The organism is Pseudoalteromonas sp. TAB23 (assembly GCF_000498075.1).
Taxonomy (GTDB): Bacteria; Pseudomonadota; Gammaproteobacteria; order Enterobacterales; family Alteromonadaceae; genus Pseudoalteromonas; species Pseudoalteromonas arctica.
In genome coordinates, this window is sequence record NZ_AUTP01000229.1 from 1 (window position 1) to 16,254 (window position 16,254).

Below are 16,254 nucleotides of genomic sequence, written 5' to 3' on the forward strand. Positions count from 1 at the left end.
ACTTTTACTGCTTGGCGGTTACGGTTGCCGTCTTGCCCTATACGCACGCCTTCTGGGTTATAGCCGTATGCACCAAAAGGTGATGTGCCGCCAGTGCCCACCCATTTATTGCCGCCTGCGTGGCGTTTTTGTTGCTCTTCTAAACGCTCTTTTAGGGTTTTCATAAGCTCATCGAGCCCGCCCATAGCTTTAAGTTGGGCTTTTTCTTCATCGCTTAGGTTTTTTTCGAATTCTTTACGTAGCCAGTCTTCAGGTAAGTTGTGCTGTTGCTTTAAGCTCTCGAGCAAATCGAGGTCAGCAATACCACTAAAATAGTCGCTAAAGGCTTTGTCAAATCGGTCAAAGTGCGTTTCGTCTTTTACCATTATAGTGCGTGCTAAATAGTAAAAGGCGTCTACGTCGGCAAATATAACGCCTTTTTTTAAGGCGTTTATTAAATCAAGTAGCTCGCGCAGGCTTACAGGCAAGCGGTATTCACGCAGTTTGAAGAAAAACGCAATCAACATCTTAACGGCGGCTCATAAAGGCAAGTTTTTCGATTAGGCTTATATCTTGCTCATTTTTAAGGAGTGCGCCAAACATGGGCATTAAACCGCCTTTTTTAGCTTTATCATGCAGTGTTTTAGCGTCTATGTCTTCTGCCATAAGTAGTTTAAGCCAGTCGAGTAATTCGCTGGTGGAAGGTTTCTTTTTAAGGCCGCTTGCTTCGCGCAGGTTAAAAAACACTTCGAGTGCTTGGCGTACTAAATCCTGTTTAACGTTAGGGTAGTGCACGTCGATAATTTGCTGCATTTCGTCGCTGCTAGGAAAATCAATGTAATGAAAAAAGCAGCGGCGTAAAAATGCGTCCGGTAATTCTTTTTCATTATTGGAAGTGATGATCACAATAGGGCGCTCTTTTGCGACAATACGCTCGTTAGTTTCATAAACATGAAACTCCATTTTATCAAGCTCAAGTAGTAAGTCGTTTGGGAACTCTATGTCGGCTTTGTCTATTTCATCAATTAATAGTACTGGGCGTTTGCCGTTAAGCTCTGCATACGTAAATGCCTGCCAAAGCTTACCTTTAACGATGTAGTTGCCAATATTGTGTACACGCTCGTCACCTAATTGGCTGTCGCGCAGGCGCGAAACCGCGTCGTACTCGTATAAACCTTGCTGCGCTTTAGTGGTCGATTTTATGTGCCACTGAATAAGCGTGGTATCTAAGCTTTTAGCCAACTCCTCAGCCAGCATAGTTTTACCTGTGCCTGGTTCGCCTTTAATTAAAAGTGGTTTTTCGAGCATAATGGCAGCATTTACAGCTTGTTTAAGCGCGCTACTCGCTATGTAATTGTCAGTTGAATTAAATTGCACGGTGTACCCTTGTCTGGTCTGAGGAGTAAGTTGTTTTGCTATAATGCCATAGTTAAACGGCAGGTCCAAGGTAGGCAAAACGCGGTATGACCTCACCTTCTTTTTCAACAGTTTCTAAAAACATACTAAGTGGGCGCGCCCACATACCAAATTCACCATATAGCGCTTGATAAATCACAAGCTGCTCCTCGGTTTCGCTATGGGTGGCAACATGAACAACTTTGTATTGCGGCCCTTTGTAGTGTTGGTATATGCCTGGTTTGAGTGAAAGTGGTTTTATTGCTGTAGTCATGTTTTGATCTCTTGTATAATTTGGCTTTGCACTTTTAATGTTAACTAATTTGCCAATACTATGAACTATATTTCGCTAGATGATTACAAAAAAGCATGGGTTTTTCGTCATAAAGACTTACCTGTATCAGATGAAGACGCAGTAAAAATAAAGCCTATGGGAGATGAGCGCGCAGCCGTACTTTGGACAACCATGGTAAGCCGTGAGTTTGATCACCCAGATTTTTTTGAAGACACCGATTGGTGTGGCCAAGAAAAAAGCTTTAGCCAAGAAGTAGATTGGCAAGATGCGTGGGAAAATGGTGATGCGCAACCACCAGAAGCAATCTTAACGTTTTTAGATTGGGAAGCTAACACCACTGTTTATTTTTGTATGGCACGCGATAATATTATCGAAACAACATTTGATGTATTTAAACGCAATTGGCAAAACTTTATGTTTTTAGCTGATGGCAGTTTGCTGATTGGTAAAAAGCGTAATACGGTTGTGCAATTTTTAGAATCAGGTAAAGCAAAATTAGGTGAAAAGCCAAGCGCTTAATTAGTGCGCTGCGCTTAAAAAACATTCAATACTGTGTTATAAAACATTTATCTGAATATTTTTGAGTACAGCTTTTGGTCGCTAAAAATCAGTCACTTGGTGCTCAGCAGCAAGTTGAAATTTGGCAAACTGATGCACAAAAAGTGTTGTATGCACAATTGTGCAATGCGTTTTATCAGCGTGAGGTTCAGCGATTAGTTGCAGAGCCTAATGCCGATAAACTGCGCCGTCAGTTAAAAAGCCTACCTTATTATATTGAGCGAGCTGCAACGTTAGTTGCCAATGGTGACACGCCTTTTACGCTGGACGCGCAAAATGGTACGTGGCTTGAAAAGCAAAAACCGACCCCACCCGATGTGAATGTTCAAGCTAATGAACTTTTTTATCAAACGTATGCCAAAGTGGGGCTTATAGTGCCCGTTATATTACATGGCTACGATCAGGTGCGTCTTAGAATAGACAGTATCGATCAGTTAGACGAAAATAAGCTGCATTGTAACGAGCTTGGTTGGTTTGATTTTTTAGGAAATGGGCTAGAGCAGCAAAATGCTCAGTTAATAAAGCCAAGTAAAGTGAGTTTAACCGCTGCATGTTGCGGGCATCAGTGGCAATTTTCGAAGCGTTGTATGCCACGGGTTTTATCACTACGCGAAATGCTTTTAGCGGGTAGTATTAATTGGCGCAATTTAAAGCGCCCCTTAGCGTATTAAAGTTAAGGTATTTGGAATTTAAAATAAGGAGTGTTAAATGCGTATTTTTCAAGTTGGCTTACTGTGCTTAGCACTGTTTGTACAATACAGATTATGGTTTGGTCATAATGGTTTACAAGACTACACACGGCTAAAAGGTGCTGTAGCGTCGCATCAAGAAACCAACGAAAAGCTCATTAAACGTAATAAAGTACTTAAAGCAGATATTGAAGACTTAAAGCTTGGCCAAGAAGGCATTGAAGAGCGTGCACGCAACGAATTGGGAATGATTAAACCGGACGAAACATTTATTCGTGTTTTACCGGGCAAACAATATGACAAATAAACAGACTATTGCAGCAATTGTACCTGCTGCGGGTGTTGGCAGTAGAATGCAGCACAATGCGCCTAAGCAATATATACAATTAGCCGGTAAAACCATTTTAGAACACACCTTAGCTAAACTTTCTCAATTATCTCAATTACGCACTATTGTTGTTGCCCTTAGCGACAGCGACCCCTATTTTGACGAACTCCCAACACTTGATAAGCGCATTGTTCGCGCCAGTGGCGGTAAAGAGCGTGCAGATTCGGTACTTAATAGCTTACTTTTTTTAGCGCCTAACCCGCCTACATGGGTGTTGGTGCACGATGCTGCGCGTCCGCTAGTTAATATCAGTGATATAGAACGTTTAATTGATGAATGTATACGCGCTGATGAAGGCGGTATTTTAGCTAGCAAAGTAAAAGACACCATAAAACGCGGCCACACTCATGCCCTACAAACTGTGCCACGAGACGATTTATGGCAAGCACTTACCCCGCAGTTTTTTAAATATGACGAGCTTAAAAATGCACTTCAAGGCGCATTAGCAAGTGGGGCAACTATTACAGACGAAGCAAGTGCAATTGAATGGGCGGGTAAACCGGTAAAGCTTGTAGCAGGTCGCAGCGATAATATTAAAATAACCACGCCAGAGGATTTAGAATTGGCTGGGTTTTTACTACACAAACAACAAAACGAGAGTGCATTATGATACGAATTGGCCATGGTTTTGACGTACATAAATTTGGCGGCGAAGGCCCGTTAACTATTTGTGGTGAAAAAATTGATTATCCACAGGGCTTTTTAGCGCACTCAGATGGCGATGTCGCTATTCATGCATTATGTGATGCTATTTTAGGCTCGCTTGCAATGGGTGATATTGGTAAGCACTTTCCAGATACGGCTANGACAGCCGTATTTTACTTCGCCATGTGGTGAGCTTAGCTAAAGAGCAAGGTTATGTAATTGGCAATGGCGATGTGACTATTGTTGCGCAGGCGCCAAAAATGCTGCCACATATTCAAGCTATGCGCACTAATTTAGCCAGCGATTTAAATTGTGACCTTAGCCAAATTAACGTTAAAGCCACTACTACCGAAAAGCTAGGCTTTGAAGGGCGCAGGGAAGGTATTTCTAGCCATGCAGTGGTTATTATGAGTAAAGAGCTTGCGAGTACAAAAAACGCATGAGCGATTTAAATTATTTATACGGTGCGCCGCTTTCTAAAGCTGATTTTAAAACCACTGCTGAAGATTTTATGGTTGATGAAGACCTAGGTATAGAGTTTACCGGTAGTGGCGAGCACGTGTGTTTGCAGGTGGTTAAAAAAGGCGAAAATACGCAATACGTTGCAAAGCTAATTGCACAGCGTGCGGGTGTTTCACCGCGAGACGTAAGTTACGCCGGCATGAAAGATCGCCACGGAGTGTGCTCACAGTGGTTTAGTGTAAAAGTACCGATTAAAAAGCCTATCGATTTTAGCGATTTAAATAGCGAGAGTATTTTTATTGTGTCGCAACAGCGCCACGACCGTAAATTACGCACGGGCTGCCACAAAGGTAATAGATTTACTATTACGCTTCGTAATGTAACCAAGCCCCTTGATATTTTATGCCGTATTAATGCTGTACGCGCAGGTGTGCCTAATTATTTTGGTGAACAACGCTTTGGACATGGCGGTCATAACTTAGTAATGGCTGAAAAAATGTTTGCAGGGGAGCGCATTCGCGATAAAAAACTACGCGGCATTATTATTTCAGCAGCGCGCTCTCATGTGTTTAATCAAATAGTAAATTTACGTGTTAAAGAGCATGGTTTAGCTAAAACAATGCACCGTGAAGTATTTATGCTCAGCGGCAGTAATGCATTTTTTGAAGATGCAATTAACGACGAAAACATAGAGCGATTAGCCACTGGCGATATTATGATGTCGGCACCTATGGTGGGTAAAAGCGAAAAAGGTTTAACCGAACAAGAAAAAATATGGCTTGAACCTTTCCAAACATGGTGCGATGGCTTAGGTGAGCTAGGCCTTAAAAATGAGCGCAGGATGCTGCGTTTAATTCCGCAAAACTTAACGGTTGAGACCATAGATGAAACCAGTTTAAAACTGAGTTTTGGTTTGCCAAAAGGGTGTTTTGCAACTGCATTATTACGTGAGCTGGTGGATTATAAAGATGCTAGCCCTCGAGAGCGCAAAGAAAAGGATAATGACATAAATGAAGATACTGTTAAGTAACGATGATGGCGTAAATGCTAAAGGCATTGCGGTTTTATATCAGGCGCTTATACAAATTGCAGATGTAACCCTTGTTGCACCTGATCGCAACTGTAGTGGCGCGAGTAATTCTTTAACATTAATGAACCCGCTACGAGCGACTACACTCGAGAATGGTTTTATGTCGGTTAATGGCACACCTACTGATTGTGTACATTTAGGTGTAAATCAGTTAGCTGATGAAAAACCAGATCTTGTTGTTGCTGGTATTAACCATGGTGCCAATTTAGGCGATGATACGCTTTACTCTGGCACTGTTGCAGCTGCAACTGAAGGTCGCCATTTAGGCTTACCTGCAATTGCAGTATCGCTTTGCTCACATAAGGGCGAGCATTTTGAAACAGCCGCTGCTGTTACCGTAAATATTATTAAAGGTTTGGCTTCGCATCCGCTTCCAAAAGATCAAATAATAAATATAAATGTGCCAGATATTCCATTAAGTGAATTAAAAGGGGTGCAAGTAACACGTTTAGGTGCTCGTCATAAAGCCGAAACCATGACCAAACAAACCGATCCTTGGGGTCGAGATATTTATTGGTATGGATCGCTGGGCATAGAAAGCGATGCAGGTGAGGGTACCGACTTTTACGCAATCAATAACGGTTATGCCTCTGTTACGCCATTAAGTGTTGATATGACAGCCAAAGACAGCCTAAAAGCAGTAGGAGACTGGTTAGCCGATTTGGAGATTAATCGTGCTCGCTAATTATACCCGCAGTGCAAAAGCGCTATCTGACTTACTAAAGCGCGAAGGCGTTGAAGATACACAAGTACTGAGTGCTATAGCTGATATTCCGCGACATATATTCGTAGACGATGTGCTAAAACACAAAGCTTATGAAAATACGGCGCTACCTATTGGGCAAGGGCAAACTATTTCCCAGCCTTATATAGTAGCGCGCATGACAGAGCTACTTCGCTTAGCTGGTGTGCGCAATAAAGTGCTGGAAATTGGTACTGGCTCTGGATATCAAACTGCAATATTAGCCAAAACGTTTACAAAGGTTTATTCGGTAGAGCGTATTAAAACGCTTCAGTGGCAGGCAAAGCGTCGATTGCAGCAACTGGATTTATATAATGTAACCATGAAGCATGGTGATGGTTGGCAAGGCTGGCAATCACAAGCACCTTTTGATGGTATTATAGTGACTGCTGCGGCCTCTAAAGTTCCGCAAGACTTACTTGCTCAGTTAGCCGATGGAGGCGTGTTATTAGCGCCCATTGGTGAGAGCGATCAAAAATTAGTAATGGTTATCCGCGAAGGCGATAATTATAAAGAGCATGTTATTGCTCCCGTTAGATTTGTGCCGTTAGTACCTGGCGATATTGAATAGGAATTCATTTTGAAGTTGTTTACCAAGTTATACGATATGGCCCTAGTGTGGGCAAAGCACCGCCATGCGGAACGTTATTTAGCTGCAATGAGCTTTGCAGAGTCAGTTTTTTTTCCGATACCACCCGATGTAATGCTTGCACCTATGTCGCTTGCACAGCCCAAAAAAGCGTGGCGTTTTGCAAGTTTTGCCACAATAGCATCGGTTGTTGGTGGAGTAGTTGGTTACTTGCTTGGGTTTTGGCTATTTGAACCCGTTGTTGAGCCATTGATTGTACAAATGCACTGGCAAGAAAAGTTTGATATCGCATTAAATTGGTTTAAAGATTACGGTGTTTGGGTTGTGTTTTTAGCTGGTTTTTCGCCTATACCATATAAAGTATTTACCATTGGCGCAGGTGTTTTACAAATGGCATTTTTACCATTTTTACTCGCATCGGCGATTGGACGTGGTGCGCGATTCTTTTTAGTTTCAGCCTTAATGAAGTGGGGCGGGGCTAAAATGGAAGCAAAATTACGTCAATATATTGAAATACTTGGTTGGGGATTAGTGGTATTAATTGCGCTAGCGTACTTTTTATTGCGTTAAGCGTTAAAAATATCAATTGTCTAATTTGGGAGAAAAATACAATGAATAAACAGTTTTTACTGTATGTGACTATATTTGTTGGTGTTTTTCTTTCTGGTTGCTCTTCTCGCCATATTCCAGCGCCTGTTAGCAGCCTAAATAATAATGTTAATGATTTAGGTCATACCATTAACATAAATGGCGATATTTATAAGGTGCAAAAAGGTGATACGCTCTATTCGATAGCCTTTAGCGCCGGTAAAGATTTTAGATTACTTGCAAAAAACAATTCAATTCCATCACCTTACACAATTTTCCCTGGGCAAAACATCTCCTTAACCCCCAAGCCCGAAAAAACAAAAAGGGATGAAAAATATACGAATTCGAGTAAAAAGTCTATAAAAAACACACAAAAAAATAACATAATATTAAAGAAAGAGCTTGATCCTCCAAAACAACGAGAGTATGTTCAGAAACAAGCCAGTAACAAAGTTAGTAATGCTAAACGTTTGTCGAGCAGTAAAGTTAATTGGTTTTGGCCTGCAAAGGGCAAAATTACCAAACGCTTTTCTAATAAGGAAAACGGTTATAAAGGTTTACAGATTACTAATCGTAAAGGGGCTTCAGTCTTAGCTGCGGCACAAGGAACAGTGGTATACGCGGGTAACGCTCTACGAGGTTATGGTAGTTTAATCATATTGAAACATAATGATGATTACCTAAGTGCTTATGCACATAACTCGAAATTACTTGTTAAAGAAAAGCAGAAGGTTAAGGCAGGACAAAAAATAGCAGAAATTGGTAATTCAGAATCTCCGGTCACCGCGCTTCGTTTTGAAATTCGCTACCGAGGGCAAGCTGTCAATCCTGCTAAATACCTACCCTAATTTTCAGGTATTGATAATTGCTCGGGAGAAGGCTTATGGCTAGCGCAGCAAAACTTGACAAACACACTACGACTGACGAGAAATTCGATGACATCGCTGCTGATGAAAGCACAACTTTACTAGATAAAGTAGAAGACGATGAAATCTTTGCAAAAGAAGAAGTAACTAAAAACCTTGATGCAACCCAACTTTATTTAGGCGAAATTGGTTTTTCTCCTTTGCTTAGCGCAGAAGAAGAAGTGTTTTTTTCTCGCAAATCACTTCGAGGTTGTGAAGCCTCACGCAAACGTATGATTGAAAGTAACTTACGTTTAGTTGTTAAAATAGCACGCCGTTACAATAACCGTGGCCTTGCTCTACTCGATTTAATTGAAGAAGGTAACTTAGGCTTAATTCGCGCTGTTGAAAAATTTGACCCTGAACGTGGCTTTAGATTTTCTACTTACGCTACATGGTGGATACGTCAAACAATTGAACGTGCCATTATGAACCAAACGCGTACCATTCGCTTACCTATCCATGTAGTTAAAGAGCTTAATGTTTACCTGCGTACAGCACGTGAATTAACTCAAAAGCTTGACCATGAGCCAACAGCTGACGAAATTGCAGCTTGCCTAGACAGACCCGTTGAAGACGTAACTAAAATGCTACGTTTAAACGAAAGAATTGCATCGGTTGATATGCCGATTGGTGGTGAAAACGACAGTGTACTGCTTGATATCATCCCAGATGAAAAAAGTGCAGGCCCTGAAGGCGAAGTACAAAATAATGATATTAATAAACATATTGTAGATTGGTTAGGAGAATTAAACCCTAAACAACGTGAAGTGTTAGCACGTCGATTTGGTCTACTTGGCTACGAGCCATCTACACTTGAAGATGTAGGTCGTGAAATAGGCTTAACACGTGAGCGTGTAAGACAAATTCAGGTAGAGGCATTACGTCGTTTAAAAGACATTTTGCAACAAGAAGGTTTAAGTACAGATAGCTTGTTTAATCAGTTTTCGTAACTAGTTAAATAGTATAAGAGACTATGTGTGTTAAAAAGCCGAAGAATTTATTCTTCGGCTTTTTTATGCTTGTAAATTAGATGATATAAATTACAACAATGCTTTTAGTTTATATAACAAATCGTGCGCTTGGCGTGGCGATAAATTATCAGGGTCAATTGCGCTTAACTGCTCTTCAACTTCGGAAGGTGTACTTTGTGCAATTTCGTTATTAAAAGTAAAGGCTTGTTGCTCTGTATTTGGTGCAGTAACGCTTTGATGATTTTCAAGTAACTTAAGTTTTTGCTTTGCTTGTGCAATAACAGCTTTTGGCACACCCGCAAGAGCAGCTACCTGTAAGCCAAAGCTCTTACTTGCTGCGCCATCAAGTACTGTATGCATAAAGGCGATTGTATCGTTATGCTCTATTGCATCAAGGTGCACGTTTACCAGACCTGTTGTTTGTTCAGCAAGTTCTGTTAACTCAAAGTAGTGCGTAGCAAATAATGTTTTAGCTGATATTTTTGACGCTAAATGATCGGCTGTTGCATACGCAAGCGAGAGCCCATCGTAGGTACTTGTACCGCGACCAATTTCATCCATTAACACTAAAGACTGCGCCGTGGCATTATTTAAAATAGTCGCTGTTTCGGTCATTTCTACCATGAAGGTTGAGCGACCTGATGCTAAATCATCGCTAGCACCAATACGTGTAAATATGCGATCAATATTACCTATTTTAGCGCTGTCTGCAGGTACATAACTGCCAATGTGAGCCATTAGTACAATAAGTGCTGTTTGGCGCATATAGGTTGATTTACCGCCCATGTTTGGACCCGTAATAATCAACATTTTACGTTGGCTGTTTAATTCAACAGGGTTAGCAATAAACGGTTCTTTCATTACTTGCTCAACAACAGGGTGACGACCTTGCTTAATGCTTATATTGTCGTTATCGCACAGTTCTGGTTTTGCATAATTGAGTGCAAAGGCACGTTCGGCCAAGTTATTTAACACGTCTAAATCGGCCAGTGCTGCTGCCATCATTTGCAACTGTTCAATATGTGGAGCGATAAATCTGAACAGCTCCTCGTATAGTTGTTTTTCAAGCGCTAAGGCTTTTGATTGGCTACCAAGTACTTTATCTTCGTGCTCTTTAAGCTCAGGAATTATATAGCGTTCGTTATTTTTGAGTGTTTGACGACGAATGTAGTCGGCTGGCACTAAGTGAGCATTGGCGCGGCTTACTTCAATAAAAAAGCCATGTACGCGGTTATAACCAATTTTAAGCGTACTAATACCCGTGCGTTCGCGTTCACGCAACTCTAGTTGATCAAGTACATCGGTTGCACCTTTACTTAAGTTACGCCACTCATCTAGTTCGCTGTTGTAACCAGGGGCAATAACGCCACCATCACGAATAAGTACCGGTGGGTTTTCTATCACTGCACGTTCTAATAACTCTTGTAAATCAGGGAGCTCAGGCGAGTGCTTGATAATACCCGTAATACGAGGATCGTTAGCACCACCTAACAAAGTGTGCAGTGGCGCAAGTGCTTGTAATGCATTGCGAAGGCGAGTTAAATCGCGCGGGCGAGCTGTGCATAAAGCTAGGCGTGCAATAACTCGCTCTACATCACCAATCTCTTTTAATGATTCGTGTAATTCACCGCACAGTTGTACATCTAAAATAGCGCTAATGGCATTTAAGCGTGAATTTAGCTCGTCTTTATTACGTACAGGTGTATGAATACGGCGCTTAAGTAAACGAGAGCCCATAGGTGTTGCTGTTTTATCAAGTACCTGGGCAAGTGTATTTTCAAACCCACCTGATAAATTAACGGTAAGTTCTAAGTTTTTACGGGTTGCGGCATCTAAAATAACAGCGTGTTCGTTGTGCTCAAGTGTAATTGCACGAATATGTGGCAGTGCAATACGTTGTGTATCTTTTACGTATTGCATTAAACAACCGGCAGCAACAAGCGCGCTGTGGGCTTTATCAACACCAAAACCAACTAAATCTTTAGTACCAAACTGATCGCATAATAAGTGCTGAGCCGTATCTAAGTCGAACTCCCACTCTGGGCGGCGGCGGGCACCTTTTATATGCTCAATTAAATGAAAGTTTTCAAAGCTTTCGCTATACAGAAGTTCTGCAGGAGCTAAGCGCTGAATAGTTGAGCTAAAGGCTTCGTCGGTGTTAACCTCTACAACGTTAAAGCGACCAGAGTTAATATCAAGGTACGCGATACCGTACAGACCTTTTTTACTTTGCCAAACGCTGGTAAGGAGGTTGTCTTGTCGTTCTTGTAAAAGCGCTTCATCAGAAATTGTACCAGGTGTAACTATACGAACAACTTTACGATCGACAGGGCCTTTACTAGTTGCAGGGTCACCCACTTGTTCACAAATAGCGACTGATTCACCCATTTGAACTAAGCGTGCTAGGTAGTTTTCTACTGCATGATAAGGTACGCCCGCCATAGGGATAGGATCGCCACCGGCTTTACCGCGATGAGTTTGCGAAATATCGAGTAATTGAGCGGCGCGTTTAGCGTCATCAAAAAAGAGTTCGTAAAAATCGCCCATACGATAAAACAATAAAATATCGCGATGCTCTGATTTTATTTTTAGATACTGCTGCATCATAGGGGTTTGTTGTTTTATAGTGTGTGGTGCATAAAGATCAAACGACATGTATTTACCCAAAGGCTGAATATGGAATTACATCAAGATATTAAAACACTTGCTGCGCAATTAGGCGCTATTTTAACGGATAAATGCTTATGGATCACTAGTGCTGAGTCATGTACTGGTGGCGGAGTGAGTTATGCCCTTACAGATACGCCCGGAAGCTCTGCTTATATTGACCGCGCATTTGTGACTTACAGCAACCAAGCAAAGCAAGATTTGCTAAATGTAAGTGCAAGCACATTAGCAAAGTACGGTGCTGTGAGCGAACAAACAGTGCGTGAAATGGCATTAGGTGCTATTAAAGCAACAAATGCAAATATATCTATAGCTGTATCGGGTATTGCAGGACCTGGCGGGGCAACTGATGGCAAACCTGTGGGACTTGTGTGGTTTGGCATACAAATTAATGACAAAGTACTGACCTTTAAACAAGTATTCTCTGGCGATAGGGCTCAAGTTAGACTGCAAGCTATTGTATTTGCATTGAAAAGTGTAATAGATGAGATAAAATAAAAAAATTAGCTTGATACTGTGATTTCATACAGTATACTTGATTCCATTAGCTGGATTTGGAGAATAAAATGAACGATAACAAACAAAAAGCGTTGGACGCTGCACTATCACAAATTGAACGTCAATTTGGTAAAGGCTCAATTATGAAATTGGGTGATAACAAAGCGTTAAACATTGAATCTGTATCTACAGGCTCATTAGGTATTGATATTGCTTTAGGTATAGGTGGTTTACCTATGGGACGTATTGTTGAAGTATACGGACCTGAGTCATCTGGTAAAACAACGCTTACTTTACAAGTTATCGCAGAAGCACAAAAAGAAGGCAAAACATGTGCCTTTATTGATGCTGAGCATGCTCTAGATCCAGTATATGCCCAGAAATTGGGTGTAAATATAGATGAATTATTTGTATCTCAACCAGATACAGGTGAGCAAGCACTAGAAATTTGTGACATGTTAGTACGCTCAAGCGCAGTAGATGTTGTTGTAATTGACTCGGTTGCTGCACTAACACCAAAAGCTGAAATTGAAGGCGACATGGGCGACTCGCACATGGGCTTACAAGCACGTTTAATGTCGCAAGCATTACGTAAGCTTACTGGTAACATTAAACGCTCTAACACGTTATGTATTTTCATTAACCAAATCCGTATGAAAATTGGTGTTATGTTTGGTAACCCAGAAACAACAACGGGTGGTAATGCACTTAAGTTTTACGCATCGGTACGTATTGATATTCGTCGTATTGGTTCTGTTAAAGAAGGCGATGAAGTTGTTGGTAACGAAACTCGCGTTAAAATTGTTAAAAACAAAGTAGCGCCGCCGTTTAAACAAGCTGAATTTATCATCATGTATGGTGAAGGTATTTCTAAGCAAGGCGAGCTAATTGACCTAGGCGTTAAGCATAAAATTGTTGAAAAAGCTGGTGCTTGGTATAGCTACTGTGGCAACAAGGTTGGCCAAGGTAAATCTAACTCAATTAAGTTTTTGAAAGAAAACCCAGAAATTGCAGATGAGATTGAAGGCAAGTTACGCGAAATGCTTTTATTAAAAGCAACTATTGAACCAGATGATGGTGAAGATAAGTTGGGCGATGACGCTGATCTTTAACAGTCTCAAATGAGTTTTTAAGCTTGATTTGACCCGAGCTTTAAAAAGCGTTAATCAGTAATGATTAGCGTTTTTTTGTTATTAAAAACTTAAAGTAGATAACCTGAGCTCTGGATAATAAATCTATCTCGAGCAGCTATTTTCAGCGCTAACTGCGTTGAATTTACTTACAATAGGCCAGCTATTGACGCGTAAATTCGCCTTGTTTCCACTGAAAATCTTTGGCTAGAGAAAATAAATTTAAATACCACTATGATTCAATACGTTAGTAAATCTCTTAACCAGAGTTTAGGTTAGATAAAATAAAAACGACACATTAAAAATGTGTCGTTTTTTAATTTAACCGCAAAAATCTACAGCCTTTAATTAATCAAATATATTTATAACTGCCAATTTACAGATAGAGCGTAGTTACGCGGTGCACCGTAGTAACCTTGTTCCCAGTATAGGCTGTGCAAATATTTTTCACCTGTGGTGTTATTAACGTTGAAAGTGACTCCTACGTTATCTGTAATTTTGTAAGTGGCCATTAAATCAAGTAACCCGTATGCATCTTGGTTGGTAGTAACACTTGCAATACCATTAGCATCTTTAACTTGAACTCGGCTAGTTGAATCCTGCCAGCGATAGTTTGCACCAAATGATAAGCCATCAACTAAAGGTACTTGATAGGTTGCGGCCACTTTAAGTTGGTTTTCTGGTGTGTAATCTTTTACTAAATCATCACCATCAATATTTAAATTACTAAAGCTAATACTTGCACTTAAATCATCTGTAAATTTACCACTTAACTCTACTTCAAAACCATTACTACTAATGCCATCAGCTGCATAATAACGCGTATCACTTGGTAATGAGTTAGCTATAGCAACAGCAAGGCCATCTTGTTTTGCATCAAAATAAGCAAACGTTACAAATAACTGGTCGTCTAGAAGCTGTGCTTTGACACCTATTTCGCTACTTTTGCCAGTAACAGCAGGTAGTTGATTGGCATTTATGTCTAGTTCTTTTTGCGGTACAAATGTTTCTGTATAGCTTGCATAAGCCGATAGAGATTCGTTAAAGTCGTACACTGTACCAATGTACGGTATTAGCTCAGAGTCACTTCGAGTTTGAGCAACGCCATAGGCTGTGCCTTTTGTTTCCCAATCGGTATAACGCACGCCAGCGAGCACACTTAAAGGCTCACTTAATTTAATGCGAGTAGATATGTAAGCTGATTTTTGCTCGTTAGTAATATCACTACCATTTACGCCATCAGCAAGTGTTGCCTCTGGTACTACACCATCCCACGTTTTAAGTGATGGCATATCTGGAAAACCATTGCCTGTAGTGTAATCGTAAAGAGATTGCTCGTTGTAATCCATTTTAGCTTGGCTAACACCAAATGATAGATCGTGCTCTTGATTAAATAAATCAAATTTACCACTGGCATATAGATCAAATAAATCATGCTTATCTTCGTAATCATAACGACTTGCATAACCTGTTAAACCAAGTTCAGTGTCTTTATTTGGTGTACCGTATACGTAGAACAGCTCTGAGTCTTGCTCGTTTTCGATGTGCGCATAGCGTGCTCTAGACACCCATGTTGCTGATAAGTTTTGTTCAAGCGTTACATATACTTGCTCTGCACTGTTATCCCAGTAAGACCAATCAGCAGCAGTACTGGTTGATTCGTCATAGTCGGTTGGTGAGCCGTCGGTGTAATAAATAGGTAGTGCCCCCCAAAGTGGGCTATCAGCATCTTTTTGTTGGTTAACGTAGTTAACGCTTAATAATGTGTTGTCTGTTAATTTGCCTTCGTAGGCTAAATAAATAATTGTTTTATCTGTTTCGTAGCGATCTAGGTATGAATCAGCTTTTTGCTTTGTAAATACAGCACGTACGGCGTGTTCTTCATTTATTGGCGTAGATACATCTAAATCTAAACGTTTTTTATTCCATGAGCCATACGAGGCTGATGCATTTGCTTGTGTTGTGTAAATTGGTTTCTTTAAAACCATATTTACAGTTGCAGAAGGATTACCGGCACCGGTCATTAAGCCATTAGCGCCACGAACTATTTCTACACGGTCATAAATTGAAGTATCAAGACTGCCTTGAATAGATCCAGAGCTTTGTGGAATACCTAAGCCATCAACTTGAAAGTTAGTAATTTCAAAGCCACGAGCTTTAAAGTAAGTACGATCTGTTTCTATTTGCTCTACTGTTACGCCGGGGGTGCTTTCAAGTACTGAGTTTATATCGTCTAGTGAAAAGTCGTCCATTAATGCGCGTGATACTACCGAGATTGACTGTGGTGTTTCTTTAATTGTTAAACCTAGTTTGGTAGCTGATTGCGCTTCTTCTGTTATGTAGTTTTTGTGATGTTGACCATATACCGCAATTTTTTCGAGAGGTTCATCTTTTACAGTTGCGTCATCAGCAAGTGCATAACCAGATAGAATTAAAGAAGTAGCAAAGCTTAATTTAGATAAACGCAAAACTTGAGGGGACGACATAAGTTTTTCCAGTTAGTTAAAAAAGAAGTGCGTAACTTAATCTAAATGATATTGATTTGCAATTGAGTTGTGTGTTTTTACCTATTATTATTCTATTTTGTTGGATTTTAGCGTCACATAAAGAGATTATGGGTACGAATTGATGAATTATATAGAACTTAATATCCCTTATAA

Annotated in this window: 16 protein-coding genes and 2 pseudogenes; 13 read left to right on the top strand and 5 right to left on the bottom strand. The window is 40.5% G+C overall.

Annotated elements, in window-relative coordinates; all coding sequences use genetic code 11:
• The 3 genes and pseudogenes from L654_RS0113500 to L654_RS0113510 all read right to left on the bottom strand — a co-directional run.
• A pseudogene (locus L654_RS0113500) lies at positions 1-506 on the bottom strand (hypothetical protein); the annotation flags it as partial.
• A 1-nt stretch (position 507) separates the two neighbouring features.
• Positions 508-1,356 (bottom strand): MoxR family ATPase, encoded by an 849-nt coding sequence (locus L654_RS0113505; protein WP_024591477.1) that lies wholly within the window; start codon positions 1,354-1,356, stop codon positions 508-510.
• Between the two features lie 52 nt (positions 1,357-1,408).
• A complete protein-coding gene (locus L654_RS0113510) occupies positions 1,409-1,648 on the bottom strand; it encodes a DUF1653 domain-containing protein (RefSeq protein ID WP_010554438.1) in 240 nt (79 codons plus the stop codon).
• A gap of 60 nt (positions 1,649-1,708) precedes the next feature.
• Between L654_RS0113510 and L654_RS0113515 the strand changes: the two genes are divergently transcribed.
• The 11 genes and pseudogenes from L654_RS0113515 to rpoS all read left to right on the top strand — a co-directional run bounded on the left by L654_RS0113515 (position 1,709) and on the right by rpoS (position 9,278).
• Positions 1,709-2,188 carry a DUF2947 domain-containing protein gene (locus tag L654_RS0113515; protein ID WP_010554439.1) on the top strand — a complete coding sequence of 160 codons (480 nt, stop codon included), beginning with the start codon at positions 1,709-1,711 and terminating at the stop codon, positions 2,186-2,188.
• Positions 2,189-2,262: 74 nt separating this feature from the next.
• Entirely contained in the window at positions 2,263-2,898 is a 636-nt protein-coding gene (locus tag L654_RS0113520) for a hypothetical protein (RefSeq protein ID WP_024591478.1), read from the top strand.
• 37 nt (positions 2,899-2,935) lie between these two features.
• Positions 2,936-3,223 carry a cell division protein FtsB gene (gene ftsB, locus L654_RS0113525; RefSeq protein ID WP_007584772.1) on the top strand — a complete coding sequence of 96 codons (288 nt, stop codon included), beginning with the start codon at positions 2,936-2,938 and terminating at the stop codon, positions 3,221-3,223.
• Positions 3,213-3,914 carry a 2-C-methyl-D-erythritol 4-phosphate cytidylyltransferase gene (ispD, locus tag L654_RS0113530; RefSeq protein WP_024591479.1) on the top strand — a complete coding sequence of 234 codons (702 nt, stop codon included), beginning with the start codon at positions 3,213-3,215 and terminating at the stop codon, positions 3,912-3,914. Before ftsB ends, ispD begins: the two co-directional genes overlap by 11 nt.
• Positions 3,911-4,392 (top strand): annotated as a pseudogene (gene ispF, locus L654_RS01000000126085) (2-C-methyl-D-erythritol 2,4-cyclodiphosphate synthase). Before ispD ends, ispF begins: the two are co-directional and overlap by 4 nt.
• Positions 4,389-5,441, top strand: a complete 1,053-nt coding sequence (locus L654_RS0113540) for a tRNA pseudouridine(13) synthase TruD (RefSeq protein ID WP_024591481.1) — start codon at positions 4,389-4,391, stop codon at positions 5,439-5,441. Before ispF ends, L654_RS0113540 begins: the two are co-directional and overlap by 4 nt.
• Complete coding sequence (gene surE, locus L654_RS0113545) at positions 5,422-6,186, top strand: 5'/3'-nucleotidase SurE (RefSeq protein ID WP_007584778.1); 765 nt, start codon at positions 5,422-5,424, stop codon at positions 6,184-6,186. The genes L654_RS0113540 and surE overlap by 20 nt, the downstream gene beginning before the upstream one ends.
• On the top strand, positions 6,176-6,814 hold the full coding sequence (locus L654_RS0113550; RefSeq protein WP_007584780.1) for a protein-L-isoaspartate(D-aspartate) O-methyltransferase: 639 nt from the start codon (positions 6,176-6,178) through the stop codon (positions 6,812-6,814). Before surE ends, L654_RS0113550 begins: the two co-directional genes overlap by 11 nt.
• Before the next feature lie 9 nt (positions 6,815-6,823).
• Positions 6,824-7,402 carry a YqaA family protein gene (locus L654_RS0113555; protein ID WP_024608207.1) on the top strand — a complete coding sequence of 193 codons (579 nt, stop codon included), beginning with the start codon at positions 6,824-6,826 and terminating at the stop codon, positions 7,400-7,402.
• Between the two features lie 41 nt (positions 7,403-7,443).
• Positions 7,444-8,268: a peptidoglycan DD-metalloendopeptidase family protein gene (locus L654_RS0113560; protein ID WP_024608208.1), complete on the top strand. Its 825-nt coding sequence runs from the start codon at positions 7,444-7,446 to the stop codon at positions 8,266-8,268.
• Positions 8,269-8,303: 35 nt separating this feature from the next.
• On the top strand, positions 8,304-9,278 hold the full coding sequence (rpoS, locus tag L654_RS0113565; protein WP_007584786.1) for an RNA polymerase sigma factor RpoS: 975 nt from the start codon (positions 8,304-8,306) through the stop codon (positions 9,276-9,278).
• Between the two features lie 90 nt (positions 9,279-9,368).
• On the opposite strand, the gene mutS is transcribed toward rpoS, so the two are convergent.
• Positions 9,369-11,954 (bottom strand): DNA mismatch repair protein MutS, encoded by a 2,586-nt coding sequence (mutS, locus tag L654_RS0113570; RefSeq protein WP_024608209.1) that lies wholly within the window; start codon positions 11,952-11,954, stop codon positions 9,369-9,371.
• 21 nt (positions 11,955-11,975) lie between these two features.
• Between mutS and L654_RS0113575 the strand changes: the two genes are divergently transcribed.
• Positions 11,976-12,464 carry a CinA family protein gene (locus L654_RS0113575; protein ID WP_024608210.1) on the top strand — a complete coding sequence of 163 codons (489 nt, stop codon included), beginning with the start codon at positions 11,976-11,978 and terminating at the stop codon, positions 12,462-12,464.
• 68 nt (positions 12,465-12,532) lie between these two features.
• Positions 12,533-13,576 carry a recombinase RecA gene (gene recA, locus L654_RS0113580; protein ID WP_024591486.1) on the top strand — a complete coding sequence of 348 codons (1,044 nt, stop codon included), beginning with the start codon at positions 12,533-12,535 and terminating at the stop codon, positions 13,574-13,576.
• A 380-nt stretch (positions 13,577-13,956) separates the two neighbouring features.
• Here the strand turns inward: recA and L654_RS0113585 are convergent, their stop codons facing one another.
• Positions 13,957-16,080, bottom strand: a complete 2,124-nt coding sequence (locus L654_RS0113585) for a TonB-dependent siderophore receptor (RefSeq protein WP_024608211.1) — start codon at positions 16,078-16,080, stop codon at positions 13,957-13,959.
• Positions 16,081-16,254: the final 174 nt, after the last annotated feature.